The following is a 17,353-nucleotide window of genomic DNA, read 5'->3' as shown; positions in this document are numbered from 1 at the left end:
GACGAAGTAAATGCTAACAGTACTTGAAGCCGTAAAGCTTTCCGCTGATTATTTACAAAAAAAAGGAATTGAATCTCCCCGCCTTAATGCCGAACTATTGCTTGCGCACCTTTTAAATTGCAAACGACTTGACCTCTACCTTTTATTTGATCGTCCGTTGAAGGAAGACGAAGTTGTGCTTTACAGAGAGTTACTAAAAAAACGCGGCAGCTTTGTTCCGCTTCAATATATTATCGGGAATGTAGAATTTTATGGATTAGAATTTAATGTTGATTCTTCAGTTTTAATTCCACGTCCTGAAACAGAATTATTAGTTGAAGCAATTATTGAAGAGAATAAAAATACTAATCTAAAAATTCTGGATATTGGAACGGGTAGTGGAATAATTGCAATTACATTGGCAAAGAGCATGGATCAACCTGAATTATTTGCGATAGATATTAGTGAAGCTGCATTAGAGAACGCTAAGAAGAATGCAATTAAAAATTGTGTGGCAGATCGGATAAAATTTTTACAATTAGATGTGCGTAATGACCTTTCTTTATCTGAGCGATCATTTGATATTATCGTTTCAAATCCGCCATATATTTCAAAGGATGAATTCCCAAAACTTCAAACTGAGTTACGGGTCTTTGAACCGTCAATCGCATTGACCGACAATGCAGATGGGCTTTCATTCTTTAGAATCATTTCAGAAAAAGCAATAAGACTTTTGAAAAATAACGGAAAGCTTTATTTTGAAATAGGAAAAGATCAATCTGATTCTGTAAAAAGATTCTTGAGGAAAATGGATTCGTAAACATCCGAATAAAAAGAGATTTTCAAGAGATTGAAAGAGTAATTTCAGGAGAGAAAAAATGAGAGCAATAGTTCAAAGAGTTTCCGAAGGGGGAGTTTATATATCGGCTAATAATTATTCGGCTGATATAAAGAGAGGATTAGTAATTCTGCTTGGAATAAAAACCGGAGACACGATTGAGGATTCAATTTACGTTGCAGATAAATGCACCAACCTTCGGATATTTGAGGACAGTGAGCAAAAGATGAATACTTCAGTTAAAGACATTAATGGTGATGTTCTGATTATATCTCAATTTACTTTGTATGGAGATACTTCAAAAGGTAACAGACCTGGTTTTACTGATGCTGCCAAGCCGGATGAGGCGATTCCCGTTTATGAAAAATTCATTGAAAGAATGAAAGATAATTTGGGTGAAAGAAAAGTTAAAGCAGGTATTTTTGGAGCGATGATGCAGGTAAAAATATTCAATGATGGACCTGTTACTCTTCTTGTAGAATCGAAAGAAAAATAAAATAACTATCGGAGTCTGAAAAGTTGAATCCGGTGCTAATGATTTTTATAGATGGTGTCGGTATCGGCAAAAAAGATTATGAGTTTAATCCCTTCTTCAAATACGGCTTCAAATCATTCCTAAAAATATTTGGTGAAATTCCTTCGCTGGAAAATTCTTCATTGACGTCAAATGGTTTCTATCTTTTCCCCACTGATGCAAGGCTTGGCGTTGACGGGCTGCCGCAAAGCGGTACGGGACAAACATCAATCTTCTGTGGAATAAACGCACCGCAATTTGTCGGCAAACATTTCGGACCGTATCCGTACTCCACTACAATTCCTATCATTAACGAAAAAAATATTTTTCTTCATTATAAAAATCTAAATCGCAAAGCTTTTTTTGCGAACGCTTATCCTCAAGTTTTTTTTGACTACATAAATTCAGGTAAATCAAGATTAAGTGTTACTTCATTGAGTTATCTTTCAGCGAGGATGAAATTAAATGATGAAACTGATGTACTGAAAGGCAGCGCACTTACGGCAGAGATTACAAATGAAAGATGGAACAGCAAACTTGGTTACAACCTGCCAATCATAAGTCCACAAACCGCTGCCGAACGATTGCTAAGTATCGCAGACGAAAATGATTTTACACTTTATGAATTTTTTCTAACCGATCATATAGGGCACGGTAGAATTAAAAATGAGTTCGATCAAATATTTAGCAACATTGATTTATTCCTCCTGCATTTGATTAAGAATATTCCAAATGATTTGACTTTTATAGTTTGTTCTGATCACGGAAACCTCGAAGATCTTTCTATTAAAACTCACACATTGAATCCCTCATTAACAATTACTGGCGGAAAACACGCAAGTAAATTGGCTAACGCGATAACCAATATTACTCAATTCAAAAAAGCTATATCTGACTTTTGTTTATGAAAGATTATCCGGTAATAAAATTTGTATTACTGTTTATGACGGGGATAATTATTCAACGATTTATCGAGCTCGATGCTATCGTTCTTGTATCATTTGAATCTCTCATTCTCATTTTATTGATTTTTATTTTAAAAAAAACTGTTACAGAAAGAAGCTTTGCCGCATCGTTGATTGTAGTTCTTTCAATTATAATTGCCGGATGTCTGACTGCCGAATTAAACAAAGTTAATTCATTTGATTTCCCGGATACTCTAAATCGAGAAAAAAATGTTTTTGTAATCGGTGAAATAAAAAGAATTGATCTTCAAAAAGAATATGAAATCAGTATGCTGATAAAAGTTGATTCAATAAAATTTAATAAGATGTTTCAACAAATTGATTGTGAAATGTACTTAAGAATCCGCGATGAAAAATTATTAATGGATTCGATTTATGATGTATTAAAACCTGGCAATATTATTTCTGCTATCGGTATTTTTTCTGAAGGTAAAACACAGCGAAACCCGGGTGAGTTTGATTATAATAACTATCTTCATTCAATAGGAATATCAGGTTCACTAACGACTTACAAAGTAAGTGATGTTAAAATTATAAATCCTGGCGTGAATTATTTTGACAATACAATTCATCAAATAAGACGAGTGCTTGATTCGAAAATTAAATCAATTCATTTACCGCTGACAGCAGGTTTTATCAAAGGACTTTTACTTGCAGACAGAAGTGAAATAGATTACGACACGAAAACTCAATTCATAAACACAGGGGTGGTGCACGTGCTTGCGGTTTCCGGTTTACATGTAGGATATATCGCAATGATTTTTTTAATTTTATTCGGCAGGTTCAATCTTTATTTGCGCTCTATTTTTACGCTGACTGGACTTATACTATTTATGTTTCTAACTAATTCACCCGACTCGGTTATTCGGGCTGTGGTTATGTCATCTGTAATTATCATTGCATTTATTTCTAATCGCACCACCAATATTTTTAATTCGCTCGCTATTGCTGCACTTGCAATTTTATTATTCAAACCTGATGAACTTTTTTCACCATCCTTTCAATTATCATTTGGTGCAGTATTTGGAATTGGAGCAGTGACTCCTCAAATCACAAAATATATTAATTCACTAAAGCTAAAATCTAAATCAATCCGGTATTTATTTTTATTTCTTGCGGTATCTTTTGGAGCGCAGCTTGGTACGCTTCCAATGACGATGTACTATTTTGGAAAATTATCCGTGGTAGCTTTCATCGCTAATTTGATTGTTATTCCTGCTGTTGGAGTAGTAGTTGCAATTGCGATTTTTACACTGGCGATTAGTCCAGTTTCAATGTGGCTTGCATCAGTTTATGCATTTGTAAATGATTATCTGACCATTTCATTATTTGCATTTATAAAATCAGCCGGCGAGCTTGATTTTTCTTTTGCCAGAATTAATCTTTTTTCAGCATTTAATGCGATTACGATTTCCGTATTTATTTTATTTGTAATTTATTTTTGGAAGAAATTTAATTCACCCATCGCTAAAATCATTTTACTGCTTATAATTTTTCTAAATATTTTTGTCTATTCACAAATTGATGATAAGGAACTGCTGCAAAAAAACTCATTAAACATTGTAATGATTGATGTAGGGCAGGGGGATTCTTTTCTTATTAAATTTCCCGATGGTAAGACTGCTTTAATTGATGCGGGCAATGCTGATCAATATTTTGATAATGGGGAGCGTGTAATAATTCCTTTGCTTGATTATCTTGGAATTGATGTTATTGATTATGGGTTTGTAACTCATATAGATTCGGATCATTACGCCGGGTTTATTTCTTTAATTGATGAAAATAAAATTAAAAGGATTTTCAAACCGCAGCTTGATTCAACACTCGAGAAAGATGTTCGATTTGAAAAGTATCTTCGTAAAAAACATTTACCAATTTCTTACTACCATAAAAAATATTTAGAAATTGGCGGAGCGCGTTTTTACATATTAAATGATCCAACCGATAAAAATTATTCTGCACTTTCTACAAATGATAAAAGCGGCATTTTCAAATTGGTTTACCGAAACACAAGTTTTTTATTTACAGGTGATCTTGAGGCTGATGGAGAGAATTACTTTGCGCATAAATATTCAGAGTTTCTAGATTCAAATGTATTGAAAGTAGGACATCACGGAAGTATAACGAGCAGCTCGTTAAAATTTTTAAATAGTGTCAAACCAAAATTATCTTTGGTAAGTGCAGGTTTTAAAAATAAATTTGGGCATCCATCCGGTAAAGTTTTGAACCGGCTGCAAAATTCAGCTTCAAAAATATTGCGGACTGATCTTTCTGGTGCATCAATTCTTCAGTCGGATGGCGATTCGATAAAAATTATTCAATGGAGATAAATCTATTTAAAGTGAACAGGAGTTGAAATGACAAATCAAAATATTTTAGTCGGTATTATTATGGGCAGCGATTCAGATCTTCCGATAATGAAAGAAGCTTCCGATATTCTAAATCAATTTGGAATTACAAATGAACTGAAAATAATTTCCGCTCACCGCAGTCCAAAATTTCTTTTTGAATATTCCGCCAACGCACACAAAAGCGGGATGAAAGTAATTATAGCCGGTGCCGGCGGCGCCGCTCATCTGCCGGGAGTTACCGCTGCATTCACTCCATTGCCTGTAATCGGGGTTCCGATAAAAGGGAAATCTTTGGAAGGAATGGATTCGTTGTTTTCCATTGTGCAGATGCCTTTAGGTGTTCCGGTAGCTACAGTCGCAATAAATGGTGCAAAGAACGCCGGAATACTTGCGGCACAAATTTTAGCAACTGCCGATAATAATATTCTAAATAAAATGATTGACTTCAAAAAAAATCTTGAGCGGGAATCACTCGAAAAAAATAAAAAAATTAATTAGCAAATACTTGCTTCAATACTAAAAAATGATTATTGTTGACTAAAGATTTTACCTAAATTGTTGTTAAAATATTAACTAAACATTGTGTAAAATATTTTGTAACTCATTAATTCAAACTTCATTTAACTTTTGGAGGTACTTAATGTCTAATATCTACCGTTCTTTGTTCGTCATATTATTAGTAGTATTCCTTGTGCCAAATTTGCTCGCTCAGGACAAGGCACAGGATAACAATTCATTCATAGGCACTAATAAAGCAGATCTTACAACACAACAACCGAAATTGAGTGACGGTTTATTTGCAGTGCTTTATGATAATGGACCTCTTGTAAATAGTCCTGGCACTGGTGTTGGTGGCGCAGACGAGAGTGTTTTACAAAGCGTTACGCTTGGAATGACTACGCTCGGCTTTGGCCATCAGATAATTAACACAAATTCAATGGCTGATGATTTCGTGGCAACGGAAGATTGGACTATTGACGAAATAATTTTTTATGCTTATCAAACATTTTCCGGCACAACTTCAACCATAAATGATTACCGAGTTCAGATTTGGGATGGTGATCCCTCAGTTGGTGGAAGTAGTGTTATTTGGGGTGATTTGACTACTAATGTTCTTAGCAGCACTGCTTGGGCTGGAATTTACAGAGTAAGTGAAACCACAACCGGTACAAACAGTGATAGACCAATTATGGAAAGTCATGTAACTGTTGGGGCAACTTTTTCTGCAGGAACTTATTGGATCGAATGGCAATGTGGCGGCACTTCTGCTTCCGGTCCTTGGGCGCCTCCTATTACGATTACAGGATTGACTACTACGGGTAACGGTTATCAAAATTTAGCGGGTGTCTGGGGTCCAGCAAATGATGGCGGCACCTTAACTCAGCAAGGATTTCCTTTCGTAATTATGGGTTCAGTAGTGCCAGTTGAATTAACTTCGTTCACAGCAAAGGCAAATAACAATGAAGTAGTATTGAACTGGTCAACAGCAACCGAAACAAATAATCAGGGCTTTGACATAGAAAGAAAAAGCAATGGTCAATTTGAAAAAGTTGGTTACGTAGCCGGTTTCGGTACAACTACAGAAGTTAAAGCATACACATTTACTGATAAAACAGTTGGAAGCGGAAACTATACTTATAGACTGAAACAAGTTGACTTCAATGGTACATTTGAATACAGTCCTGAAGTTGAAGTAGAAGTAAGCGCACCAAAAGTATATCAGTTATCACAGAACTATCCAAACCCATTTAACCCTGCAACAACAATTAATTTCAGCTTAGCAACAGATTCAAAAGTAAGCTTGAAAATATTTGATGTGATAGGACAGGAATTAGCACAATTGGTAAACGGACAGTTGGCAGCAGGTCAGCATAACGTAAACTTTGATGCAAGCAGCCTGAACAGTGGAGTTTACTTCTACAAGATAGAAGCAAACGGAGTAGATGGAACAAGCTACAGTTCAGTAAAGAAAATGATATTGACTAAATAATAATTTAGTTAGTTGAATTCTATTTAATTGGTCAGAAAATGACCGGCTTTTTTATAACTGATTGAAGCAACTTATAACGGCAAAAATCATCCGTTTTACCATTCCGAACTTGATCAGGAACCATAGGATTGTATCAATTTAAAAAATATTTTCTTTCAACAGTACTTGCTTCAATACTAAAAAATGATTATTGTCGCTAAGTAAATTTTTGAATAATTGCTTAAACTATTTACTGATTTTCTCATTCATAATTTTCTGAGAGTTTTTTAGGATGAAGAAATTGATTCTGGCTCTTGCGTTAATTACTGTTTCAAATAGCATCTCTCAAGTGACATTTCAGGATGTTGCTTTAAGTATGGGATTATTTCACCCGTTTCAAGGAGCGGATGGAGGAATAAGTTTTTGTGATTTTAACAAAGACGGCAAAGATGATATTTCTTTTAACAACAGTAATGGCGGAGCTGTTTTTCTATTTAGAAATGACTTTACGAACTTCACCAATGTTCAACCCTCCTCTGGAATCTCAGATACTCTCCGTTCAACTCTAACACTATGGGTTGATTATGATAACGATGGCGACCGCGATTTATTTGTGGGCAGATACTTTGCTAATAATTTACTTTATCGCAACGATGGAAATTTTAATTTTACAGATGTTACATTATCTTCAGGACTATCTCCTGATTCAATGACCACTTCCGCAGCTTGCTGGGGCGATTATAATAATGATGGTTGGCTCGATCTTTATGTGACTAACTACAGTGAATATCAACCTAATTATCTTTATAAAAATAATGGCGATGGAACTTTTGCAGATGTTACGATTCAGGCGAATGTTCAAGACACACTTGGCGGCACTTCATTTTTTAAAACTCCTCTTGCAGTAGCTTTCTTCGACTTTAATAATGACGGTTACACCGATATTTTTACAGCTAACGATCATCAAACCGGCAATTCACTTTTTAAGAATCTTGGTGACGGAACCTTTGCAGATATTACTGAGACCTCCGGAACAGGAACGAAAGGCTCGTTCATGGGGTGGGTATTGGTGATTACGATAATAATGGATTTTTTGATATTTATGTTTCCAATGATCCAACGGGCAATCATCTATTAAAAAACAATGGTGATGAAACTTTTACAGATGTTACAACTCAACTTGGAGTGGCGGTGAATCAGGTTTGCTGGGGCGCAAACTTTTTTGATTTTGATAACGACAGTGATATGGATTTATACGTATCTGTCTCAGTTGGAAGCCCAAACAATAATAATGTTTTATTTGAAAATCAAGGCGATGGAACTTTTAGTCAGGTAACCGGAATTGGTTTCGATGAAAATTATGAAAGTTACGGAAACGCAATCGGTGATTTTGATAACAATGGTTATTGCGATGTTGCTGTGTTCAACACGAATGGTAATATGAATTTATATCAAAGCAGCGGTGGAACAAATAACTGGGTAAAAATTATTTTGAATGGAATTTCCACAAACAAAGACGGGGTGGGAAGTAAAATTGAATATTATCTCGGCAGCGATAGATACGTTCGATATATTCACTGCGGTATAAGCTTTGCATCTCAATCAAGCTCCTCACAAATTTTAGGTATTGGAAATGCCTCTTCGATAGATTCCATTATTATTTATTGGACGAGCAGTTTGGTTGATAAATTTTATGATGTTGCTCCAAATCAAATTCTTTTAATTGAAGAAGGCGAAACAATTGTCCCCGTAGAACTGACTTCGTTCACAGCACAAGCAAATAATAATGAAGTAGTTTTGAACTGGTCAACAGCAACTGAGATAAACAACAGTGGTTTTGAAATTGAAAAAAGACAAGTCTTCAGTCCACAGTCTTCGATTGGCAATATGAATTGGAATGTAGTTGGATTTGTTCCAGGATTTGGAACTACAACCGAACTAAAAAGTTATTCATTCACCGATGATGATATTGCGGAAGCAAATTACCAATACAGATTGAAGCAAATTGATTTTGACGGAAGCTATGAATATTCTAACATAGTCGAGGTTTCAATTATAAATGCAGATAATTTTGAACTAGAACAGAACTACCCGAATCCATTTAACCCGGCTACCACAATAAGTTTTAATTTAGAAAATGACTCGCAGGTAAGTTTAATTATATTTGATGTATTGGGGCAGCAAGTATCGCATCTGATTAACAGAGAATTAGAAGCGGGAAGACATTCAATAAATTTTGATGCAAGCAGCTTAATAAGTGGAGTATATTTTTATAAGTTAAGAGTGAAAAATCAATCTGGTACTTTTTTGAAGCTGTAAAAAAAATGATATTTAACAAATAAGATTTTAAAATTTATGTAAAAAATAATTGCTTTATTTCAAAATTTTTGATAAAGTGAAGTGTAAATTTTTTAATTTAACACAGAACAAAAAATTGAATGAATGTTCTGTAACAAATTAAAAATTTCTTTAAACTATAATCGGAGGATATATGTACAAACTGTACAGGTTCTTTTTTAGTTTTCTTCTTTCAATGTTATTTATCACTACTGCTATTAGTCAGGAATTATCACGTGATATTTCACGTGCTCATCTGGATCAAGTTAAAAGGTACAATACTACTTCCCAGAATAATCCTAATAGTACTGTGTTACAATGGGATGATGGGGTTAACTTCGATGCTATAGGTTTAACTTCCGGCGGCACTTTTGAAGTTTCTGCTCGTTTTGATGGTTCAATTACAGGTTTGTATGTTGGTCAGTCTCTTACGCAGATTGAAATATATATCAATGATGCTCCATCACCATGTGTTATAAAAATTTATGATGAGGGAACACCTTCTCTCCCCGGTTCACTCTTGTATTCTGAAGATGTAACCAGCCAGATTGTAGGAACTAGTTGGAACCTTATTACTCTTTCATCTCCAGTATTTATAACAGGAAATGATATTTGGATTGGATATGAAGTAACTCACTCCGGCGGATTCTTCCTGCAGGTTGTGATGATGGTCCTGCAGTACCTGATGGTGATTGGATATATTTCTCTGGTGCGTGGGATCATTTAAAATAATTTTGGACTTCCCTATAACTGGAATATTCATGGAATTGTTGAATCGCTTTCCGGACCTGGTCCAGCTACAGATCCAATTCCTGCTTCCGGAACTACTGGTGTTTCAAGTTAATATTTCTGATCTAATGTGGACAAACCCGGCAGGTGCAACTTCTCTTGAAGTTTACTTTGGTGATACTCCTGGTGGCATGTCATTAATCTATTCTGGTGCGCTGGTTAATTCAGTTGGCGTTCCCGGAACACCTCTCAATTATTCAACCACTTATTATTGGAAAGTTAATGAAATAGACGGCAGCGGTACTACAAGCGGTTCAACCTGGAATTTTACAACCGAGCAAAACCCTGCAATTGCAAGCATATTCTTTGATGATTTCGAAGCTGGTTCTGGCAATTGGACAATAACAAATGACGGCGGTAACTGCGTATGGGAAATTATTCCATTGGGTAGCAGACCTTACACAATGCCTTCAACTGCGGCTGGTAATGTATTTGCAGCAGACGCAGATCTTTGCGGAAGCGGTACAGTTACAAATACTACAGCAGTAGCCGGTCCTTTTGATGCTACAAATGCTACAGATGTAACACTTGAATTTGATAACGATTGGCAGGCAATCATAGCCGGCGATTTTGCTATTGTTGATGTATCAACCGATGGCGGGCTATGGACAAACATTCTCACTTTTGACGATGTTGATGTGCGTAACACACATGAATTCTGGCCTATGTCAGTTGTTGATGGAACAAACTTCTGGATTAGATTAGTTTCTATTCAGCCTGGTTGGGATTGGTGGTGGGCTGTTGACAACTTACTAATTCAGGGAGTTGTTATTCCAGTTGAATTAACATCATTCACAGCAAAGGCAAATAACAATGAAGTAGTATTGAACTGGTCAGCAGCAACCAGAAACAAATAACCAGGGCTTTGATATCGAAAGAAAGAGCAATGGACAATTTGAAAAAGTTGGTTACGTAGCAGGTTTCGGTACAACTACAGAAGTTAAAGCATAAACATTTACTGATAAAACAATTGGAAGCGGAAACTATACTTACAGACTGAAACAAGTTGACTTCAACGGTACATTTGAATACAGCCCTGAAGTAAGTAGAAGTAAGCGCACCAAAAGTATATCCAGTTATCACGGAACTATCCAAATCCATTTAACCCTTCAACAACAATTAATTTCAGCTTGGCAGATTCAAAAGTAAGCTTGAAAATATTTGATGTTATAGGACAGGAAGTAGCACAATTAGTAAACGGACAGTTGGCAGCAGGTCAGCATAACGTAAACTTTGATGCAAGAAGCCTGAACAGTGGAGTTTACTTCTACAAGATAGAAGCAAATGGAGTAGATGGAACAAGCTACAGTTCAGTAAAGAAAATGATATTGACTAAATAATTTTTTAATTAGTCAAGTTCTTATTAAGCCGGTCTAAAAATGACCGGCTTTTTTTAAATTCTCTCCAAAACTAATAATATAGGAAGCAAAAATGAAGACAATGATATTTTATTGCATTTTTATAATAAATATAATCTATGGACAAACTTATTATATATCTAATAGTGGAAATGATGATTGGTTTAGGCACCACAATTGATAAACCATGGAAAACTTTAATGAGAGTTAAACGTGCTGCAGATCAATCTGTGTTTAAACATAGGGATATAATTTCATTCAAAAGGGTGATATATGGTACGAGTCTTTAGATTTATCCAATTCGCCAGATGGTTTGGACGATAAACATATAACTCTAAATAGTTATCCATATTTGGATCCTAGGTATCCAATCTTTGATGGCTCTAATTCGTTGGAGACAGGGATAATATTACAGTCTAAGTATTATAATATTGAAGATATAGAAATAAGAAATTACATAACAGAAGGAATAAGGCCATTCGCAATAACTTATACATCATAATAGATAATTTATTTATTCATGATATAGGTATCATCCAACCACCTAATCCATCACATATTGATAGAATTCATAATTGTCTCCTTAATTGGTAATAATACTGAAATCAGTAATTCGACAATATCTGAGATTAGAAATGATTGCATATTTATTATTGGCTCTAATTCAATTATTTCTTACAATTCATTATTGAATTATGGTGAGGAGATAATTCAATTATTCATTGGGGAGATGGAATTGAAATTCATAATGGTACGGACAATTGCATTAGTGAAAATTTTATAGAAGTAAAAAATGAAAATTCAAAAACTTTATTAAAATAGACGGTGCCGGTGTTGATGTTTATAATAATGTTTTGCAAAAATCTACACTCGGTATTGTTGTTGACTATGCGTCAGTTTCCAATAAAGAGCAAATATTTTCAATAATCATTTGGGTTGGAATAATGGTTTAATAAAAAGAATTTGAGGATACGAGTAAATAATAATGGAACTACCCCAGGGAATAGTATTAATATTTATAATAATATAATTGAAAATTGTCAGGAAGGTGGTGTTCAAATAATATCATCATTGGATGTGGTTACTATTTATAGCAATACTATTGTTAATACTAATAATAACCAAGGTTTCTGCTTGGAAATAAGCAGTGATGTCATCACACCAAGACTTCGTAATAACATTTTTATGCTGAGGATCTACCTAGTTTAAAAGCATTTCATTTTCCAAATGATAGTAACCCCCACAAACATTACTTTCTCCAATAATAATTTGTTTTATTCTACAAACAGCAATTTAATAATATTTAAAATTGGTAGTCAGTATGAATATAATTGGAATGAATGGATACTTGGTGGATATGAGGCACTTTCTAGAAATGAAGATCCTATATTTGAGAATAACGAGCAACCCTACATGATTACGTCGGGTTCACCAGCAATAGATTTAGGTGAAACTCTGCCAAATGAATTTGCATTTGATTTTCTTGGGAAGACAAGACCTTTCAATGATTTATTTGATGCAGGCGTTTATGAATACTATGATGTTCAAAAAAAAATGATTTTAAGTTCAATGGAGCACGAATTATCCGAATTCGAACTTTTCAATAATTTTCCAAATCCATTTAACCCTTCAACAACAATAAACTTCAGCTTAGCAGATTCAAAAGTAAGCTTGAAGATATTTGATGTGATAGGACAGGAAGTAGCACAATTAGTAAACGGACAGTTGGCAGCAGGTCAGCATAATGTAAACTTTGATGCAAGAAGCCTGAACAGCGGAGTTTACTTCTACAAGATAGAAGCAAACGGAGTAGATGGAACAAGCTATGTTCAGTAAAGAAAATGATATTGACTAAATAATAATTTAGTTAGTTGACTTCTATTTAAGCCGCTCTGAAAATGACCGGCTTTTATTTTATAAAAAAATATTGCTTTTGTTCAGAATTATTTATAAAGTGATGTGTAAAATTTTTTTAATTTTATCGCAGAGCAAAAAAATAAGTGTTTGTTCTGTTAATTAAACTAATCGTAAGGAGTCATAATGTATAAATTCTTTGTACTTTTTGTCCTTCTTTTTTCATTTTCTGTATTTGCTCAGTCTTCACTTCTCGATTATGGTTCTGCCGGGATTTCCGGAAGTTCTTACATCGAAAACTCTTTTCACCAATTGTCTTCCTTGACCAAGTAACAAACGGCGTAAACGGCTATTTCTCGGATTCTGATTGCCAAGGTTGCGGTACGCTACAGCAATCAATTGCGGATAACTTCGCAGTTGGAACTGCTGGTCCTACTTATGGAATCACCGGGATAGTATTTTGGGGTGGGTATTTCCCGGAAAACATCCCAAACCCGGTTGATGATTTCACACTCACACTTTACAACGATGCAGGCGGTTTTCCCGGAGCAGTTGTAGATAGTCCTAGTCATATTGCAGCCGATAGCCGGTCAACCACAGGAATCGTCCTGTTTGGGGTAGATGAGTATGTGTTCACATTCGACTTCAGTGCCTCTCCGATTATTGTCTCTACTACAGGATCGTATTGGATAGAAATCTTCAACAATAGCACGGCTTCAAGTAACTTCTTCTGGGAGACAGGAAATCTTGATGTTACACATGGTATAGCAGGCAGTGCTTTTGCTTTTGAAACACCGGGTATAACATGGAATCCGTTAGGTGACGATATGTCCATTCTAATCAGCGGTGATGATGCCGTTCCTGTTGAGCTTGTTAGTTTTGTAGCGACAAGTCAAGGTACGTTTGTCAACTTGAATTGGGTTACAGCTTCTGAAATCAACAACCAGGGATTTTCAATAGAGAGAAGCTCCGGTGCTGAATTTGAAGTAGTTGGATATATTGCAGGATTCGGAACAACAACAGAAAGTAAGTATTATAGTTTCAATGATAGAGAAGTAACTTCTGGAACATATACCTATCGTTTGAAACAGATTGATTTTGATGGAACATTCAAATACTCAAATACTGTTGAAGTTGAGATTCTTGCTCCTGCAGAATTTAATTTATCACAGAACTATCCAAATCCATTTAACCCTGCAACAACAATAGACTTCAGCTTAGCAGCAGATTCAAAAGTAAGCTTGAAAATATTTGATGTGATAGGACAGGAATTAGCACAATTAGTAAACGGACAGTTGACCGCAGGTCAGCATACTGTAAACTTTGATGCAAGCAGCCTGAACAGTGGAGTTTACTTCTACAAGATAGAAGCAAATGGAGTAGATGGAACAAGCTATAGTTCAGTAAAGAAAATGATATTGACTAAATAATAATTTAGTTAGTTGAATTCTATTTAAGCCGGTCTGAAAATGACCGGCTTTTTTTATTATTGCTCTTAGATTACTTTGCACCTTCACAACTTAATTTATAATTTTACATCAATAAAAATAAAATGGAAATTAAATGAAATACTTTGTCTTAACCATTATCATCAGCGTTTTAATATTATCCTGCGGTAAAACCACCGATAAGGAATATCTCGATAACGGTGCTGCACAACTTGATCAAAAAAAAATTTCTGAAGCGATTACTTCTTTTCAAAATTTAATTGATGAATATCCTGAAAGTGTATTGGCACCGGAGGCAATGCTAAAAATCGCTCAGGTTTACCAAAACAAATTGGATACAACTTTAACAGGCGGAGCATCTCTCAAAAAAGCTGTTGATACTTTCAAGATGATTTTTACGAAATATCCTAAGAGCCCGCAGGCACCTTCCTCATTATTCATATTGCATTTATTCTTGCTAATGATCTTAAAAATTTTAACGAAGCCACTGAAACTTATAATTTATTTCTAAGTAAATTCCCAAATGATAAATTAGCTCCCTCAGCAAAAGAGGAACTTGAAAATATGGGACTCTCACCGGAAGAAATTCTTGAGAAGAAAATTTCTGCGAATAAATAATGGAGGGGACAAAAAATAATTATAGAGATTATTTAAATCCCGCTTTAGTCTCTAAGCTTAACTCAATCGAATTAAAAGCAAGACTTGTTGTCGAAGGATTTATGGTAGGACTTCATCGAAGTCCATATCATGGCTTTAGTGTAGAGTTTACACAGCATAGACCGTATATGCAAAGCGATAGTCCAAAAGACATTGACTGGAAAGTTTACGGCAAGACTGAAAAATTTTTTATCAAGCAATATGAAGAAGAAACAAATCTTCGCTGTTACATTCTGCTTGACATTAGCAAGTCTATGAGTTATGGTTCTCCTTCAAATATTAGTAAAATTGAATATGCAAAAACTCTCGCCGCCTCGTTAAGTTATTTAATGGTGAAACAGCAGGATGCCGTTGGTCTCACTCTGTATTCTGACAAAATTGTTAAAACTATTCCGCCTAAATCCACTAAGACATATCTTCAGGAAATATTAAAAAGTATATCTCTCGCAGAAACTTCAGACAAAACGAATACCGCGTTTTGTCTTGGAAATATTGCTGAAAAAATTTCGAAGAAGGGATTAGTAATTATTATCTCAGATCTCTTTGATGAACCGAAGTCAGTAATTAGTGCATTAAAACATTTTAGATATAAAAAAAATGAGGTGATCGTTTTTCAAATACTCGATCCGCTTGAGAGAAGTTTCGATTTCCAAAAAGATTCTATATATAAGGATCTGGAAACGGGGGAGAAGATGACAATTCAGCCTTATCAAATTCAAAAGCATATCGGGAATCAATGAGAGAATTTATTTCTAAAATAAAAAAGATTGTCTGAATGCAAATGTTGAATTCAATTTGTTAGAAACCTCCACACCATTTGATAAAGCACTCTTCAGCTACATCAATAAAAGAAAACGTCTTTATTGATTGTGCAGTGCTTGATTTACTTCTTCAAAATAATGATCTATCAATCTTTTTGAATTTAATTCGGATTCTGACTCCACAATAACTCTAATAATTGGCTCAGTATTAGATTTACGAAAGTGAACCCAATGATCATTAAAATCAATTCTCAAACCATCCTCGGTATTTATTTTTTCAAGAGAATATTTCTCTGATAATTTTTTAATCACTGAATCAGGTTGTGAATCACCTAAGTTTATTTTTTTCTTCGAAATAAAATATTGCGGCAATTCGTTTTTTATTTCCGAAAGCTTCTTCCCGGAATCAGTCAAATACTGAAGTACGAACGCAATTCCAACAAGTGCATCACGTCCGTAATGAAGCGTAGGATAAATAACTCCACCGCTGCCTTCCCCCCAATTACAGCACTTACATCTTTCATCTTTTGTACGACATTTGCTTCACCAACAGCCGATCGGAATACATTGCAAGCATGATTTTTTGCAACATCCTCTACCGCACGTGTGGTGGATAGATTGACTACAACATTTCCCGGCGTTTTAGATAGGACAAAATCTGCAGCAACTGTTATTGTATTTTCTTCGTTGAATGCTTCCCCTTGATCGGTGATTAAAACTAAGCGATCAACATCAGGGTCAACAACAATTGCAAAATCTGCATTATTCTCTTTAGTTGCTGTCATTGTTTCTACTAAATTTTCTGGAATTGGTTCGGGCAGGCGGGGGAAGATCCCACTCTTTTCACAATTCATCTCGATTACTTCACAGCCAAATAATCTTAAAAAATCGGGAACGCAATAAACGCCTGCACCATTTACGCAATCTGCAAGTACTCTAAACTTTTTAGCTCTGATTTTATTCAAATTAATTACGGGCAATTTTAAAATTGCATCTATATGACTCTTTACAGCTTCGGAATACAAAGTTCTTACTCCGATGTTTTTCCAGTCAGCATATATTGAAAGATCATTTAAAGAATTTTTCATAATCTCATGCTCGGAGGGAGACATAAATTGTCCGGTCTGATTTAATAATTTTAATGCATTCCATTCATTTGGGTTATGACTTGCAGTAATAGCGATTCCCCCTTGTGCCTGCAGCGATTTTACTGTGAACTGCACAGTTGGGGTGGGGCAAATCCCAATATCAATTACATCCAAGCCTTTGGCAAGCAAAGTCCCGGTTACAATTTGATTTATCATTTCGCCGGTGATTCTTGCGTCACGCCCCACTACAACTTTACCTTCCCCAATATAGTTTGCGTAAGCAGATGTGTATTTAATTATAACCTGCGGATCAAGTCCATCGCCAATTATTCCACGAATTCCTGAAATGCTTACCATCAAAGTTGACATTAATTTTCCTTAGATTTTAAGATCGAATTAATAATTTTAATTCATTCAAATTTAATGATTTTCACTTAAATCATTT

The 17,353-nt window shown here is 35.0% G+C and carries 16 protein-coding genes and 2 pseudogenes; 17 read left to right on the top strand and 1 reads right to left on the bottom strand.

The window, feature by feature from the left end; translation table 11 throughout:
- Nucleotides 1-10 precede the first annotated feature (10 nt).
- From prmC to IPH11_12375, 17 genes and pseudogenes are all read left to right on the top strand, one after another.
- Nucleotides 11-799 (top strand): peptide chain release factor N(5)-glutamine methyltransferase, encoded by a 789-nt coding sequence (prmC, locus tag IPH11_12455; protein ID MBK6914413.1) that lies wholly within the window; start codon nt 11-13, stop codon nt 797-799.
- 58 nt (nt 800-857) lie between these two features.
- Complete coding sequence (locus IPH11_12450) at nt 858-1,313, top strand: D-tyrosyl-tRNA(Tyr) deacylase (protein MBK6914412.1); 456 nt, start codon at nt 858-860, stop codon at nt 1,311-1,313.
- 38 nt (nt 1,314-1,351) lie between these two features.
- Nucleotides 1,352-2,239, top strand: a complete 888-nt coding sequence (locus IPH11_12445) for an alkaline phosphatase family protein (GenBank protein ID MBK6914411.1) — start codon at nt 1,352-1,354, stop codon at nt 2,237-2,239.
- Nucleotides 2,240-2,274: 35 nt separating this feature from the next.
- Nucleotides 2,275-4,626, top strand: coding sequence for a DNA internalization-related competence protein ComEC/Rec2 (locus IPH11_12440; GenBank protein MBK6914410.1), 2,352 nt, complete (start codon nt 2,275-2,277; stop codon nt 4,624-4,626).
- A 27-nt stretch (nt 4,627-4,653) separates the two neighbouring features.
- Nucleotides 4,654-5,145, top strand: a complete 492-nt coding sequence (gene purE / locus IPH11_12435) for a 5-(carboxyamino)imidazole ribonucleotide mutase (GenBank protein ID MBK6914409.1) — start codon at nt 4,654-4,656, stop codon at nt 5,143-5,145.
- A gap of 142 nt (nt 5,146-5,287) precedes the next feature.
- Nucleotides 5,288-6,637 (top strand): T9SS type A sorting domain-containing protein, encoded by a 1,350-nt coding sequence (locus IPH11_12430; protein MBK6914408.1) that lies wholly within the window; start codon nt 5,288-5,290, stop codon nt 6,635-6,637.
- A gap of 271 nt (nt 6,638-6,908) precedes the next feature.
- On the top strand, nt 6,909-7,754 hold the full coding sequence (locus IPH11_12425; GenBank protein ID MBK6914407.1) for a VCBS repeat-containing protein: 846 nt from the start codon (nt 6,909-6,911) through the stop codon (nt 7,752-7,754).
- Complete coding sequence (locus IPH11_12420; GenBank protein ID MBK6914406.1) at nt 7,676-8,935, top strand: VCBS repeat-containing protein; 1,260 nt, start codon at nt 7,676-7,678, stop codon at nt 8,933-8,935. The genes IPH11_12425 and IPH11_12420 overlap by 79 nt, the downstream gene beginning before the upstream one ends.
- 172 nt (nt 8,936-9,107) lie before the next feature.
- Entirely contained in the window at nt 9,108-9,680 is a 573-nt protein-coding gene (locus IPH11_12415) for a hypothetical protein (protein ID MBK6914405.1), read from the top strand.
- Between the two features lie 103 nt (nt 9,681-9,783).
- On the top strand, nt 9,784-10,599 hold the full coding sequence (locus tag IPH11_12410) for a hypothetical protein (GenBank protein MBK6914404.1): 816 nt from the start codon (nt 9,784-9,786) through the stop codon (nt 10,597-10,599).
- Nucleotides 10,600-10,812: 213 nt separating this feature from the next.
- The gene (locus IPH11_12405; GenBank protein ID MBK6914403.1) at nt 10,813-11,082 is read left to right on the top strand and encodes a T9SS type A sorting domain-containing protein; all 270 of its coding nucleotides are present in this window, start codon (nt 10,813-10,815) and stop codon (nt 11,080-11,082) included.
- 137 nt (nt 11,083-11,219) lie between these two features.
- On the top strand, nt 11,220-11,390 hold the full coding sequence (locus IPH11_12400; GenBank protein ID MBK6914402.1) for a hypothetical protein: 171 nt from the start codon (nt 11,220-11,222) through the stop codon (nt 11,388-11,390).
- A gap of 937 nt (nt 11,391-12,327) precedes the next feature.
- Complete coding sequence (locus tag IPH11_12395) at nt 12,328-12,936, top strand: T9SS type A sorting domain-containing protein (GenBank protein MBK6914401.1); 609 nt, start codon at nt 12,328-12,330, stop codon at nt 12,934-12,936.
- A gap of 204 nt (nt 12,937-13,140) precedes the next feature.
- Complete coding sequence (locus tag IPH11_12390) at nt 13,141-13,287, top strand: hypothetical protein (protein ID MBK6914400.1); 147 nt, start codon at nt 13,141-13,143, stop codon at nt 13,285-13,287.
- Between the two features lie 296 nt (nt 13,288-13,583).
- Nucleotides 13,584-14,384, top strand: a complete 801-nt coding sequence (locus IPH11_12385) for a T9SS type A sorting domain-containing protein (GenBank protein ID MBK6914399.1) — start codon at nt 13,584-13,586, stop codon at nt 14,382-14,384.
- A gap of 133 nt (nt 14,385-14,517) precedes the next feature.
- Nucleotides 14,518-14,913 (top strand): tetratricopeptide repeat protein, encoded by a 396-nt coding sequence (locus IPH11_12380; protein ID MBK6914398.1) that lies wholly within the window; start codon nt 14,518-14,520, stop codon nt 14,911-14,913.
- Between the two features lie 106 nt (nt 14,914-15,019).
- A pseudogene (locus IPH11_12375) lies at nt 15,020-15,926 on the top strand (DUF58 domain-containing protein).
- On the opposite strand, the pseudogene glmM reads toward IPH11_12375, so the two are convergent.
- Nucleotides 15,920-17,277 (bottom strand): annotated as a pseudogene (glmM, locus tag IPH11_12370) (phosphoglucosamine mutase). The pseudogenes IPH11_12375 and glmM overlap by 7 nt on opposite strands.
- Between the last annotated feature and the right edge of the window lie 76 nt (nt 17,278-17,353).

The sequence above is a fragment of the Ignavibacteriales bacterium genome, assembly GCA_016709155.1.
Taxonomy (GTDB): domain Bacteria; phylum Bacteroidota; class Ignavibacteria; order Ignavibacteriales; family Ignavibacteriaceae; genus JADJEI01.
Note: the sequence above shows the minus strand (reverse complement) of the source record. Positions and strands in the feature narration are given on the sequence as shown.

Coding starts and splice junctions, on each gene's coding strand:
- prmC (MBK6914413.1), top strand. CDS start 11: ATGCTAACAGTACTTGAAGCCGTAAAGCTTTCCGCTGATTATTTACAA.
- IPH11_12450 (MBK6914412.1), top strand. CDS start 858: ATGAGAGCAATAGTTCAAAGAGTTTCCGAAGGGGGAGTTTATATATCG.
- IPH11_12445 (MBK6914411.1), top strand. CDS start 1,352: ATGATTTTTATAGATGGTGTCGGTATCGGCAAAAAAGATTATGAGTTT.
- IPH11_12440 (MBK6914410.1), top strand. CDS start 2,275: ATGACGGGGATAATTATTCAACGATTTATCGAGCTCGATGCTATCGTT.
- purE (MBK6914409.1), top strand. CDS start 4,654: ATGACAAATCAAAATATTTTAGTCGGTATTATTATGGGCAGCGATTCA.
- IPH11_12430 (MBK6914408.1), top strand. CDS start 5,288: ATGTCTAATATCTACCGTTCTTTGTTCGTCATATTATTAGTAGTATTC.
- IPH11_12425 (MBK6914407.1), top strand. CDS start 6,909: ATGAAGAAATTGATTCTGGCTCTTGCGTTAATTACTGTTTCAAATAGC.
- IPH11_12415 (MBK6914405.1), top strand. CDS start 9,108: ATGTACAAACTGTACAGGTTCTTTTTTAGTTTTCTTCTTTCAATGTTA.
- IPH11_12400 (MBK6914402.1), top strand. CDS start 11,220: ATGGACAAACTTATTATATATCTAATAGTGGAAATGATGATTGGTTTA.
- IPH11_12395 (MBK6914401.1), top strand. CDS start 12,328: ATGATAGTAACCCCCACAAACATTACTTTCTCCAATAATAATTTGTTT.
- IPH11_12390 (MBK6914400.1), top strand. CDS start 13,141: ATGTATAAATTCTTTGTACTTTTTGTCCTTCTTTTTTCATTTTCTGTA.
- IPH11_12380 (MBK6914398.1), top strand. CDS start 14,518: ATGAAATACTTTGTCTTAACCATTATCATCAGCGTTTTAATATTATCC.